Source organism: Actinoplanes sp. ATCC 53533, from assembly GCF_003947245.1.
This window is the reverse complement of the sequence record NZ_QHHV01000221.1, coordinates 1-12,598: the sequence shown is the minus strand read 5'-3', so window position 1 is coordinate 12,598 and position 12,598 is coordinate 1. Positions and strand designations below refer to the sequence as shown.

General features: G+C 70.7%; 12 protein-coding genes and 1 tRNA gene. 8 read left to right on the top strand and 5 right to left on the bottom strand.

Annotation, left to right across the window (positions count from 1 at the left end; all coding sequences use genetic code 11):
* Window positions 1–981: PQQ-binding-like beta-propeller repeat protein (locus DMB66_RS49420; RefSeq protein WP_148112848.1), on the top strand; the 981-nt coding region annotated here is incomplete at its 5' end.
* Window positions 982–1,103: 122 nt separating this feature from the next.
* Here the strand turns inward: DMB66_RS49420 and DMB66_RS49415 are convergent.
* Window positions 1,104–2,186 (bottom strand): ABC transporter ATP-binding protein, encoded by a 1,083-nt coding sequence (locus DMB66_RS49415; RefSeq protein ID WP_125811050.1) that lies wholly within the window; start codon window positions 2,184–2,186, stop codon window positions 1,104–1,106.
* Window positions 2,187–2,362: 176 nt separating this feature from the next.
* Here DMB66_RS49415 and DMB66_RS49410 point away from each other — a divergent pair.
* The 3 genes from DMB66_RS49410 to DMB66_RS49400 all read left to right on the top strand — a co-directional run bounded on the left by DMB66_RS49410 (window position 2,363) and on the right by DMB66_RS49400 (window position 4,097).
* Window positions 2,363–2,439, top strand: a tRNA-Thr gene (locus DMB66_RS49410).
* 45 nt (window positions 2,440–2,484) lie between these two features.
* Window positions 2,485–2,913, top strand: coding sequence for a GNAT family N-acetyltransferase (locus tag DMB66_RS49405; protein WP_125811049.1), 429 nt, complete (start codon window positions 2,485–2,487; stop codon window positions 2,911–2,913).
* Window positions 2,910–4,097, top strand: coding sequence for a low temperature requirement protein A (locus DMB66_RS49400; RefSeq protein WP_125811048.1), 1,188 nt, complete (start codon window positions 2,910–2,912; stop codon window positions 4,095–4,097). Before DMB66_RS49405 ends, DMB66_RS49400 begins: the two co-directional genes overlap by 4 nt.
* Here DMB66_RS49400 and DMB66_RS49395 read toward each other — a convergent pair.
* Window positions 4,086–4,691 carry a TetR/AcrR family transcriptional regulator gene (locus DMB66_RS49395; protein WP_233625389.1) on the bottom strand — a complete coding sequence of 202 codons (606 nt, stop codon included), beginning with the start codon at window positions 4,689–4,691 and terminating at the stop codon, window positions 4,086–4,088. The genes DMB66_RS49400 and DMB66_RS49395 overlap by 12 nt on opposite strands.
* 118 nt (window positions 4,692–4,809) lie before the next feature.
* Here DMB66_RS49395 and DMB66_RS49390 point away from each other — a divergent pair, with 118 nt between their 5' ends.
* On the top strand, window positions 4,810–5,316 hold the full coding sequence (locus tag DMB66_RS49390) for a peroxiredoxin-like family protein (protein ID WP_233625388.1): 507 nt from the start codon (window positions 4,810–4,812) through the stop codon (window positions 5,314–5,316).
* Between the two features lie 220 nt (window positions 5,317–5,536).
* Window positions 5,537–8,815, top strand: coding sequence for a S8 family serine peptidase (locus DMB66_RS49385; RefSeq protein ID WP_125811045.1), 3,279 nt, complete (start codon window positions 5,537–5,539; stop codon window positions 8,813–8,815).
* Window positions 8,816–8,896: 81 nt separating this feature from the next.
* Here DMB66_RS49385 and DMB66_RS49380 read toward each other — a convergent pair whose 3' ends face one another.
* Entirely contained in the window at window positions 8,897–9,265 is a 369-nt protein-coding gene (locus tag DMB66_RS49380) for a hypothetical protein (RefSeq protein WP_125811044.1), read from the bottom strand.
* Between the two features lie 211 nt (window positions 9,266–9,476).
* The gene (locus tag DMB66_RS49375) at window positions 9,477–9,791 is read right to left on the bottom strand and encodes a hypothetical protein (RefSeq protein WP_125811043.1); all 315 of its coding nucleotides are present in this window, start codon (window positions 9,789–9,791) and stop codon (window positions 9,477–9,479) included.
* A gap of 118 nt (window positions 9,792–9,909) precedes the next feature.
* Between DMB66_RS49375 and DMB66_RS49370 the strand changes: the two genes are divergently transcribed.
* Window positions 9,910–11,694, top strand: coding sequence for a TrkA family potassium uptake protein (locus DMB66_RS49370; protein WP_125811042.1), 1,785 nt, complete (start codon window positions 9,910–9,912; stop codon window positions 11,692–11,694).
* 112 nt (window positions 11,695–11,806) lie between these two features.
* Here the strand turns inward: DMB66_RS49370 and DMB66_RS49365 are convergent, their stop codons facing one another.
* Window positions 11,807–12,175: a VOC family protein gene (locus DMB66_RS49365; RefSeq protein WP_125811041.1), complete on the bottom strand. Its 369-nt coding sequence runs from the start codon at window positions 12,173–12,175 to the stop codon at window positions 11,807–11,809.
* A gap of 63 nt (window positions 12,176–12,238) precedes the next feature.
* Here DMB66_RS49365 and DMB66_RS49360 point away from each other — a divergent pair.
* The coding region (locus DMB66_RS49360) for a MarR family winged helix-turn-helix transcriptional regulator (protein ID WP_125811040.1) at window positions 12,239–12,598 on the top strand (360 nt) is incomplete at its 3' end.

Sequence of the window (12,598 nt, the reverse complement as noted above, 5' to 3'; positions counted from 1 at the left end):
TGGCGGATCGTGCTGCTCGATCCGGGCGACGGCAAGAAACTCTGGGAGCGCACGATGGACGCCAACGACAGCGTGCTGTTCGCGGGCGACAAGGTGGTGCTGGTCGACCGCAGGGAGGGCCGGCTGGTCGGGCTCGATGTGCGCACCGGCAAGGGTCGCTGGGATGAGAAGAATCCCAAGACCGAGTCCGGCCAGACCACCACCCATGTCGTCGCCGTCACGACCGAGGAGGATTTCGCCGGTCCGGCCACGATCGGCGGCGACGCGTTCGCCGAGCCGTTCGACGACGACCAGCGGATCGTGCAGATCGGTGCCGACGAGTCGGCCCGGGTCATCGACGCGGACACCGGCAAGGTGGTCGCCGGTCCGCGGCAGAGCGTGGCCGACACCAACGACAAGATCATCGCGCACAACGGCCGGCTGATCGTGGCCGAGTCCGCGGACGCCCGCCGGCTCTTCGCCTACGACCTCGACAAGCTCGAGCCGAGGGTGCTCTACACGCCGGCGGCGAACACCCAGCTCGACCACCTGACTCCCTGCGGGGCCGACCGGATCTGCCTGGTCGAGACCACCGGGTACGCCGCCAAGTCCGCGCAGGTCGTCGCGATCGACGCGGCCAAGGGCGGGGTTGTGTGGCGGCGCGCCGTCGCGGACGTCGACGATCTCGTCCCGGTCGGACAGGCCGTGCTGGCCAGCCAGAACACATCACCCGTGCAGGTGAGCCTGCTCGACGCCAAGGGCCGAGTCTCGTGGACCCGCGCCGGCGTCGCCGGCCGCCTCGACGGCGGCAACACGCTGCAGTTCTCCAAGGCGCTGTCGGGTTCGGCGAGCGACCCGGCGCTGGCCGGCGAGCATCTCGGCGATGATGCGGTCCAGCTCGGCCCGCTGGCCGGCATCCGCTCCGCGGCCTGCGCGTGGGACACCACCCACCTGGCCTGCGTCGCCGACGAGGACTTCGTCATCCAGCGCTTCGCCGAATAGCCGAGCGGCCAGCCGGCCCGAAGCGGAGTAGGGAAGCAGAGCGGGAGTAGGGAAGCAGAGCGGGAGTAGGGAAGCAGAACGGGCGGCCCCCGCAGGGAGCCGCCCGTTGCTGACTACTCGATTCAGATGCGCTCGCCCGAGGTGGCGTTGAAGACGTGCACCTGCTCGGCCTGCGGCTTGATGAACACGGTCTCGCCCATGGTCGGCATGTTGCGCCGGTCGGTGCGGACGACGAACCGCTCCTGGCCGCCGTCGAGGGCCGCGTGGCCGTAGACGTTGGCGTCCGAGCCGAGGTCCTCGACCAGGTCGACGACGATCGGCAGGCCACCCTCGGTCGGGGAGACCAGGTCGGTCGCCTCGGGGCGGAAGCCGATGGTCACCTTGCCGTTGCCCTGGGCTGCCGCGACCGTCTCGCGGGACAGCGGCACCGCCAGCTCGGCGAAGCTCGCGCCGCCCTCGATCAGCCCGACGGTCTTGATGTTCATGGCCGGGGAGCCGATGAAGCCGGCGACGAAGACGTTGCCCGGCTTGTCGTAGAGCTCCCGCGGGGTGTCGCACTGCTGCAGCACGCCGTCGAGCATGACCGCCACCCGGTGGCCCATCGTCATGGCCTCGACCTGGTCGTGGGTCACGTAGACGGTGGTGATGCCGAGCTTGGCCTGCAGCGTCGCGATCTGCGAGCGGGTCTGGACGCGGAGCTTGGCGTCGAGGTTCGACAGCGGCTCGTCCATGAGGAAGACCTGCGGCTCACGCACGATCGCGCGGCCCATGGCGACACGCTGGCGCTGGCCGCCGGAGAGCGCCTTCGGCTTGCGGCTGAGGTATTCGTCGAGCTGCAGCAGCGCGGCGGCTTCCTTGACCCGGCGGTCGATCTCCGTCTTCGGGGTCTTGCGCAGCTTCAGGGCGAACGCCATGTTCTCGTACACCGACATGTGCGGGTAGAGGGCGTAGTTCTGGAAGACCATCGCGATGTCACGGGACTTCGGGGGAAGGTTCGTGACGTCCTTGCCCTGGATGAGGATGCGACCGCGGTCGACATCCTCGAGGCCGGCGAGCATCCGCAGGCTGGTGGACTTGCCGCAGCCGGAGGGGCCGACCAGGACCAGGAACTCGCCGTCGCCGATCTCGAGGTTGAGCTCGTTGACCGCGGGGCGCTCCTGTCCGGGATAGATCCGGGACGCCTTGTCGTACGTGACCGTAGCCATGGTGAATCGACTTCCTTTCCACCGGCAGGAACGTGCCGGACGATCCGAGTGGGAGGAACTGGTGTGGTGAACCACACGTCCGCCACCGTAAGGCTTTTTTCACGTACTGCCAAGGTCGACGCCCGGTAAAGGGCGTTTCGGCCCGTCAAACGGTCTACCGGTATGCTGTTGACCGCGCCCCTGTAGCTCAGTTGGCTAGAGCACCTGTCTTGTAAACAGGATGTCGTCGGTTCGATTCCGACCGGGGGCTCCAACACCTTCGCAAAGCAATTCCCGCGGCTGCCCCTAGGGTGGCGCCATGCGCATCGAGCGGGTCGCGGACGCTGCGGCCGTACACCTTGCCGCTGATCTCTTCGACGGGCCGCCGCTGGCGGCCGCGACCGAGCGGTTCCTCGCCCGGCCGGACCATCATCTGCTTTTCGCCTATGCCGGCGACCGCGCGGTCGGCATGATCTCCGGGGTGGAGATGACCCATCCGGACAAGGGTACGGAGATGTTCGTCTACGAACTCGGCGTCGCGCCCGTGGCCCGGCTGCAGGGTGTGGGCACCGCGCTGGTGCGGGCGCTGGCCGACATCGCCCGCGAGCGTGGCTGCTACGGCATGTGGGTCGGCACCGAGGTCGACAACGCGGCCGCGCAGGCCACCTACCGCCGGGCCGGCGCCACCGAGGAGTCGCCGTTCGTGCTGCTCAACTGGGATCTGACCGTGGGGGATCAGCCGTCATGACGTTCACCGGATCCCGCCGGGGCTGGCTCACCCCGATGCGGGCGCGCTCGGCCGACGAGAACCACCGGGTCGCCACCCCGCTCGAGCTCTTCTTCGACCTGTGTTTCGTGGTCGCCGTCGCGCAGGCCGCCGTGCCGCTGCATCACGCCATCTCCGCCGATCACGTCTGGGACGGCGTCACCAGCTATCTGATGATCTTCTTCGCCATCTGGTGGGCGTGGATGAACTTCACCTGGTTCGCCTCGGCGTACGACACCGACGACGACGTCTACCGGATCACCTCGTTCGTGCAGATCGCCGGGGCGCTGGTGCTGGCCGCGGGCGTCGCGTCGGCGTTCGACGGCGGCGACTACCTGGGTATCACGATCGGCTATGTGATCATGCGCCTGGCGATGGTGGTGCAGTGGCTGCGGGCGGCCCGCGCCGACCCGCAGCGCCGGGCCACCGCGCTGCGCTACGCCGCCGGCATCACCATCGTGCAGGCCCTCTGGCTGGCCAGGCTGGCTTTGCCGGAGGTCTGGGGCACGCCGTCGTTCCTGGCGCTCGTCGTCGCCGAGTTGCTGGTGCCGCTCATCGCCGAACGGGCACCGGGCGGCCCGACCACCTGGCACCCGCACCACATCGCCGAACGCTACGGCCTCTTCACGATCATCATGCTGGGCGAGTCGGTGTCGGCGGCGACGATCGCGATCCGCACTGGCCTGGACTCCGGCGAGTACGTCGCCGACCTGGTGTCGATCGCGGTCGCCGGGCTGGTCGTGGTCTTCGCGCTGTGGTGGCTCTACTTCGACCGTTCGGCGCACGGCCTGCTGACCTCGTTGCGGGCCGGAATTCTGTGGGGCTACGGCCACTACTTCATCTTCGCGTCGGCGGCGGCGGCCGGCGTGGGCATCGCGGTGGCGGTCGACTACGCCACCCACCACGCGCACATCTCCGGCGTCACGGCCGGTTACGCGCTCGCCGTCCCGGTGGCGCTCTACCTGTTCTTCGTCTGGCTGCTGCACATCCGCCCGCATCAGCAGGGATCGCTGGTGGTGGCGTACCCGGCGGTGGCGGTGCTGGCGTTGCTGGCGCCCTTCAGCCCCGAGCCGGTGTATACGATCGCGGGCCTGCTGGTGGTGCTGGTGGCGATCACGGTGGGCGTCGGGCGCCGGGTCCCGGATCGGATCGGCTCAGCCGGATAGCCCGCGCAGCACGATGGCCAGGCCCCCGGCGAACTCGTCGTCGGGGGCGACGGCGCCGGCCTCCCGTCCGGTCTCCGCGAGCCGGGGGAAGTCGGCCAGGGCGGCGATCGTCGCCGTGCCCGGGCCGGCGAGCGGGCCCAGGTGCTCCAGCTGCAGCGCGCCGATGACGTAGCTGAGCAGCCCGCGCAGGGCGATCACCCGCCGGGTGCCGTCGAAGCCGGCCGCGTGCAGGATGCCGACGACCGTCTCGGACCAGCGCAGCACACCCGCCGACCGGTGCCGGTGGCTGACCAGCAGCGGCACCACGCCCGGGTGCCGGCCGACCGTGGCGCGGACCCGTTCCACCAGGATCCTGAGCTGCTCGGTGAAGGGCTGTGCCGCCGGCGGGGCGGAATCCAGCGTGCGGAGCACTTCCTCGACGACCAGGGCCTCGAGCTCGTCGCGGTCGGCGACGTAGCGGTAGACGGCCATCGTGGTCAGCCCCAGCTCCGCGGCGACCGCGCGCATGGAGAGGCCGGCGAGACCGTCGCGGTCGATGACGGCCAGGGCCGCCGCGGCGAGGCGGGCGGGGCTGACGGATCGGGGGCGCGGCATCACTTGACAGCGTACGGCATACACCTACGATGGATAGGTATATGCCGTACACCTACGAAGGGTCGGCCCCGTGCGCTCGGTCAGTGCTCGTGACCTCGTTTCCGTCGATGGCCCGCCGGTGCCCGTGCCGGATCCCGATCACCTGGTCCACCTGCAGTTCCGCCGTTTCGCCGGCTGCCCGGTGTGCAACCTGCACGTGCGTTCCCTGACGCTGCGCCGCGCCGAGATCGAGGCGGCCGGCATCCGCGAGGTGCTGGTCTTCCACTCGACGGCTGCGCTGCTGCGGGAGCACACGGCGGACTTCCCGTTTCCGGTGATCGCCGATCCGCGGAAGCTGCTCTACGCCGAGTTCGGCGTCGGCGCCTCGCCGCGGGCGTTGCTCGACCCGCGGGCCTGGCTGCCGATCCTGCGGGCCGTGCTGCGCAGTTCGGTGGCGGTCGCGCGGCGCCGGGAGCGCAGCCCGGCGGTCAATCCCGGCGGTGGTCGCACGGGCCTGCCGGCGGACTTCCTCATCGCCCCGGACGGTGCGATCGTCGCCCACAAATACGGGCGCCATGTCTACGACCAGTGGTCCGTCGATGAACTGCTCGCCCTGGCCAAGGTGGGGGGAATGTCGCCACGATGATCATCCGTCCCGGTAGTCCGGGTTGATGCGGGATGTCTTGCGGTACAACGGGTCCCGGTCGGCAAATCTTCCGGTAGATATCCGCATTCCATGCGCATCATTGAATATCACGTCCTCGTTACAAAGAGTCCGCCCGTAGTGACATCGACGCGAGTGAACCCCACGATCCGCGGAGAGGCGCTCGCACCCCCGAGCGCCCATCTCCTCGGAGGACCCGTACGTGAGACAACAATCTTCTCGGGGCCGGCGCGCGCTGACCGCACTGCTCGCCTCGGGCATGGTCGCCGGTGCGGCAGCATTGAGCGGCCCAGCGCCCGCCAACGCGGCGCCCGTCCAGCCCCCCGCCCCGGCACCGGTGGCGGACCCGGCCACCCCCAAGAACGCACCGACCGACGAGCTGGACTCGCACGACGCCGAGCTGCTCGCCCAGGCGGAGAGCAGTGGCGCCCAGGCTGTCACCCTGATCATCTCGACCGAGACGGGCCAGGCGTCCGACGTCGCGGCCGAGGTCAAGAAGCTCGGCGGCACGGTCTCCCAGCGCTACGACAAGGTCGGCTACGTGCTGGCCTCGGTGCCGACCGCCAAGGTGGTCAAGACCGCGAAGCTCGCCGGCGTGTCCGCTGTGGACCTCGACGAGAAGATCCAGCTTCCCGGGCCCGACCAGACGGGCGGTGCCAAGGGTTCCGCCCAGGGCGCCACGCTCTCCGGGCCGGATGCCAAGACGCCGGCCGCGAACCCGTACATGCCGACGGAGGAGATCGGCTCCGTCGCGTTCAAGAAGAAGCACCCGACCTGGGACGGGCGCGGGGTCACGATCGGCATCATGGACTCCGGGGTCGACCTGGACCACCCGGCGCTGAAGCAGACCACCACCGGCGAGCGCAAGATCGTCGACTGGGTGACCGCGACCGACCCGGTGTTCGAGGGCGACGCCACCTGGCGGGCGATGGCCACCCAGGTGACCGGCCCGACCTTCACCTACCTCGGCGCGACCTGGACGGCGCCCACGGGCACCTGGAAGATCAACCGCTTCACCGAGGCGATCACCGCCGCCAGCGCCCCCGCGGGTGACGTCAACCGCGACGGCGACACCACCGACGTGTTCGGCATCCTCTACAACGCCGACACCCACGACATTCGGGTGGACGTCAACCAGAACCGCGACTTCACCGACGACGCCGTGATGCGGCCGTACCGGGAGAAGTTCGACGTCGGCCACTTCGGCATCGACAAGCCGGCCACCCCGGTCGTCGAGAGCATGCCGTTCGTCGTCGAGTACCGCGAGGATGTCGACGCGTCGGCGGCCGGCCTGCCGGGCCTGACCGACTACGTCAACATCGGCATCCCCGAGGACCTGCACGGCACCCACGTCGCCGGCATCACCGCCGCCAACGACATGCTCGGCAACCGCAACTTCGACGGCCAGGCGCCGGGCGCCAAGATCGTCTCCTCGCGGGCCTGCTCCTGGGGCGGCGGCTGCACCGCCGCGGCGCTGACCACCGGCATGGTCGACCTGGTCGTCAACCGGCACGTCGACGTCGTGAACATGTCGATCGGCGGCCTGCCCGCGCTGAACGACGGCAACAACGCCCGCTCCGATCTGTACAACAAGCTGATCAAGGACTACGGCGTCCAGATGTTCATCTCGGCCGGCAACTCCGGTCCCGGGGTGAACACGATCGGTGACCCGTCGGTGGCCTCCGACGTCGTCAGCGTGGCGGCCAGCGTCAGCAAGGACACCTGGCTGTCCAACTACGGCTCCGTGGTGAAGAAGGAGAACGCGCTGTTCAACTTCTCCTCCCGCGGCCCGCGGGAAGACGGCGGCTTCAAGCCGAACCTCGCCGCACCCGGTTCGGCGATCTCCACGATCAACACCTGGATCGAGGAGCCGGGCATCCCGGAGGCCGGCTACACCCTGCCGATCGGCTACTACCACGCGAACGGCACGTCGATGGCCTCTCCGCAGGCAGCCGGTGGCGCCGCGCTGCTGCTGTCGGCCGCCAAGGCGACCGACCTGGACGTCACCCCGGCCCAGCTGCGCCGGGCGCTCTACACCGCCGCCGAGCCGATCAAGAACACCTCGGTCGCCGGGCAGGGCAACGGCATGATGGACGTCAACGGGACCTGGTCGCTGCTGGCCAAGACCGTCGAGACGCGCACCTACACCTCCTCGGCGCCGGTCTGCACCCCGTTCTCGGCCGGCTTCGCCACGCCGAACCAGGGTCAGGGCATCTTCAACCGGTGCGCGAGCGGCTCGGGCGGCCTCAAGGCGGGTCAGTCCAAGACCCTCACCGTCAAGGTCACCCGTACGTCGGGCCCGAAGGCGGCGGTCACGCACCGGCTCTCCTGGGTCGGCGACAAGGGCTCGTTCCGCTCGCAGTCGTCCCTCTCCCTGCCGCTGAACAAGGCCGTCAACATCTCCGTGACGGTGACGCCGGAGGAGGGCCTGAACAGCGCCATCCTCAAGGTGGACGACCCGAAGACGTCGGTCACCGACTTCGAGGTGCTCAACACGGTCGTCACGAGCGTCGTGCCGAAGAAGCCGGCGTTCGCGATGGTCGCCGAGGACTCGGTCGAGCGCAACTCGTCGAACTCGTACTTCGTCACCGTGCCGGAGGGCGCGACCGCGCTGCAGGTCGACCTCTCCGGGATCGCGACCGGCTCGCAGACGCGCTGGATCGCGATCAACCCGTGGGGTGTGCCGGTCGAGAGCACGTCCAGCCTGGCCTGCTACACCAACTTCTCGGACGCCGCCGCCTGCAAGCCGCAGGAGCGGGCGTACGAGAACCCGATGCCCGGTGTCTGGGAGCTCGAGGTGGAGTCGCGGCGCACGTCGCCGTCGTTGCGTAACCCGTACGAGCTGACTGCCAAGGTGCAGGGCGTCACGGTGGAGCCGGCGACGGTCGAGCTGCCCAGCGTCACGGCCGGTGTGGCCACGCCGGTCACCTGGACCGTCAAGAACAACTTCGGTCCGCTGCGGCTCACCGCCACCGGCGGCCCGCTCGGCAGCGCGAAGTCCGCGCGGCCGACGATCGAGAACGGCGCGACCCAGGAGTACTCGGTGGTCGTGCCCGCGGGTGCGGCGCGGCTCGACGTGGCGATCGGCAACGTCAGCGACGGCGCGGCGGACCTGGACCTGGCGGTGTTCCTCGGAGCGGTCCGGGTCGGCATCGCGGCGGACGGTGACTCGGAGGAGGCGGTTTCGATCCCGAACCCGGCCGCCGGCACGTACCGGGTCGTGGTGGACGGCTACGCGGTGCCCTCGGGCACCACGCTGTACGACTACCGGGACGTGTTCATCAGCCCCGCGCTGGGTGCGACGACGGTGCCGGCCACGGTGCTGAACCTGGCGAACGGTGCCTCGGCGCCGGTCACCGGCTCGGTGACCGCCGTGGCGGTGCCCGAGGCAGGCCGCAGCCTGTTCGGTGAGATGACGCTGGTCACGGACGAGGGCGCGGTCGTCGGCCGCGGCACCGTCTCGATCGGCGCGGTCAACTAGCACCACGCCGTGAGCCCGTCCCCGCGATGAATGGGGGCGGGGACGGGCTCACGGCCTGTGCTGTCCTTCCGGAAGTCTGGTCTACCGGAAGTCCTGGTCCTCGCCGGCGACCGGCCGGCCCCCGGCCGAGAAGGACCGCTTCTTGCCGGCGGCCTCGTCGTCGATCGGCTCCTCGTGCAGCCGGGGATCGTCAACCGGCTGGCCTTTCCCCTTGCCGCTCCCGGTCTGCGGGCCGGCCGGATCCGAAAGAGCCGGATCCACCGGGGCCGGATCCACCAGGGCCGGGTCGACGGCGGTGCCGCCGGCCGGCATGCCGGTGGGGGTGTCATCGTCGGTGTCCGGCAGCGTGCGCGGCACCTCGTTCGCCGGCAGCAACCCGCCGAGGCCGCCGAGCAGCGGCACGCCGCCGTCGAACAGCGCCGACTCGCGGGGCGCCTCGGCCGACGCCATGCGGCCGTCCGGGGTGAGCCCGCCACCGAGCAGCCCGCCACCGAGCAGGTTGGCGGGGATCAGATCGCTCAGCCCGCCATCCCGCTGCGCCGGCTGCCCCGACCGGCCGCCGGACGATCCGCCGCCGAGCAGGCCACCGCCGCGGCCGGCCGATTCGCCGGTCAGGCCGCCGGCCAGGGGCAGATCCGCCGGGGCCGACCCGAGGGCCGGCTTACGGCCGGCGGGTTCGTCCGCCGCTCGCGTACGGGCGTCGTCCTTCGACAGGACACCCGCGGCCGGCCCGGTCGAAGTCGGCGGAATTCCGCCCGGGCTTGAAGTCCATCAGCGGCGAACCGCCCAGCGGGCTCGCCAGGTTCAGCCCGCCGGCCGGGTCGAGGCCCAACCCCTGATCGTCGAGACCCTGGCCGCCGCTCAGCGAGCCGAGAAGCCCGCCGGCCGGCGCCGGGACCACGTCAGCCTGCGCGGGTGCCGCGCCGAGCAGCAGGAAACCGCCGGCCACCGCCCCGGCGTAGAACCACTTGCGCATCGGTAACCCTCCACATGAACTAGGACTAAACGCTCGGAAAGGGCAACGACTGGCCTGCATGGAGGGTTCGGGGAGCGACGGGGTCAAGCGGCGGTGATCCACTGGATACGATGCGGCCATGGCCGTCGAACCCGCCCGCGAACCGCCCGGTCGATCGCTCGTCTCGCGGCTGCGGCGCAACGTCGACGCCCGTCCGCACTTCGTGATCTGCGGCGCCGACGCGCTCGTCTACACGGTCGCCGAGGAACTGGCCAACGCCGGCCACCGGATCCGGCTGACGGTCATCGTCCCGGCGAAGCTGCGCGCGGACGTGCCCGATCTGGCCACTCTGCGCAGCGTACGGGTGATCCGCGCCGACCGCCTCGACGAGCGCACCTTCCGCTCCGCCGGGCTCGCCGGCGCGGCCGCGCTGGCCCTGGTGATGCCCGACGACGTGATCAACCTGCATGCGGCGCTCTGCGCCCAGGCGGTCGAGCCGGACCTGCGGCTGGTCATCCGGATGTTCAACACCGGCCTGGGGTACGGGGTCCGCCGCCTCTTCGCCGATTGCGCGGTGCTCTCCGACGCGGCGATGGCCGCCCCCGCCTTCGTGGCCGCCTCGCTCGGCGAGGTGGCGCCGACCCACGTCCGGCTCCCCGGCCGCACCCTGTACGTCGCCCGCCGCGCCGACGTCCGTCAGCAGGACGTGGTCTGCGCGCTGACCGCCTCGGACGGCGCCGGGCGCGTCGATGTCCTGCCGGCGGAGCCACCCCCGGAGACGTGGCGCCTGACGGACCTGGTGCTGGCCGAGGCGACCGGGCGCCCCGCCGGTCAGGCGGTCGCCGCCCGGCGTCTCGTGCGCGCCCGCCGGCGCCGCCGCCCGTTGCGGGTGATGGGCCGGGCGGTCCGGGCCGCGCTGAGCCGCAAGCTCGGCATCGCCGTGCTCGCCACCCTGGTCATCACCGTGCTGTCGGGGGCGGTGCTGGTGCACGCCGACAAGGTGAACGGCTTCTGGAAGTCGATCTACGTGACACTGCTGACGGTGGTCGGCTCGTCCGATGTGGAGATGGACCGCGACGGCGTCGCGCAGGCCGCCCAGCTCGTGCTCACGATCGCCGGGCTGGCGCTGCTGCCGCTGATCACGGCGGCGGTGGTCGAGGGCATGGTGAACGCCCGGCTGGCCCTGTCCAGCGGCAGGGCCGCGGCCCAGCACGAGGACCACATCGTGGTGGTCGGGCTGGGCAACGTCGGCACCCGGGTGCTGCGCCAGCTCGTCGACCTGGGCCTGCAGGTGGTGGCGATCGACCGCGACCCCGACGCCCGCGGCGCGAAGGCCACCGAGCAGCTGGGCGTGCCGTTCATCGTCGGTGACGCGGCGCTGGAGGAGACGCTGCGGGCGGCCTCCATCGCCACCAGCAAGGCGCTGGTGGTCGTCTCCACCGACGACGTCACCAACCTGCAGGCGGCGCTGAACGCGCGGGCGGTCCGCCCCGATCTGCGCGTGGTGCTGCGGCTCTTCGACGACGACTTCGCCCAGCGGGTGCAGACCGCCTTCAACATCAACATCTCCCGCAGCGTGTCCCGGCTGGCCGCGCCCGCGTTCGCGGCGGCGATGCTGGACCGCGACGTGCTCGCCACGATCCCGGTCGACCGGCACGCCCTGCTGGTGGCCGGCGTGCAGGTCTACGCCGGGTCGCCGCTGGACGGGGCGCCGCTGAGCCGGGCCGACCGGCCGCTGAGCGTCCGGGTGATCGGCCTGGCGGCGGCCGGCTCCGAGTGGATCGACTGGGCGCCCGACCCGCGCCGGGTGCTCATGGCCGGCGACCGCATCATGCTGGTGGCGCGCCGGGCCGGGCTGCGCGCCCTGGTCGAGCAGGCCACCCCGCCCCCGGAGCAGCTCACGGTGGCGGAGGAGCCCAGCTGAGCGTGCTGCACAGAATGCGCAATTCCAGGTGGGATGCCGCGTTCGTGTTCTCGAGCCTCGGGTGCCACCGCGGTCTTCTGGGAGCGGTGATTGTCCGGTGGCGTTCGGCCGATCAGCTGCGGTCGTGGAGAGTGACCTGGTAGCCGTCGGGGTCGGCGAAGGTGAATGTTCGGCCGAAGGGGCCGTCGATCGGTGCGGAGACGATGGTGTGACCGTCGGCGACGAGAGCATCGTGAATGGCCTGGACGTCTGTGGCGTGGAGCCAGATCGCGGCACCGATGCCGGGCTGAGCAACGGATGCGAGGTCGGTGCCGGGAACGACGTCGCGGAGTGCGAAGGCGATCGGCTTCGTCTCGAAGACGACGGCGTGCGGAGGTCCGGCCTGCGAGCGGACGAGGCCGAGATATTGCTCGTAGAACGCCTGCGAAGCGTCGAGGTCGCGCGCTTGGAGCGAGATGAAGTCGGGGCCGGTGGCGGGCATGATGATGCTCCTTCTCTCCATGTCAGTTTTCTGACACGGGCCACTCTATGTCAGAATGCTGACATGAGTCAAGACGGTGTCGACCTGCAGACGTCACTGGGCTACCTGCTGAAAGAGGCGTCGAGCGCCCTCCGCGCAGCCATGGAGGAGGTGCTGCGGCCGCTCGGGATGAGCGTGACGCACTACTCCTGCCTCGAGCTGCTGGCGCAACGACCGGGCTTGTCCAACTCAGAGCTCGCGCGGGGCGCGTTCGTGACACGGCAGTCGATGAACGTGCTGCTCCAGGCGCTGGAGCGAGAGGGCTACGTGACCAGGCCCGCGCAGGCGCCCGTCGGGAAGGTGCTTCCCACGAGCCTCACGCCTCGCGGCCGACGGAGCCTCGAGAAGGCGACCGTAGCGGTCCGGTCCGTCGAGATCAGAATG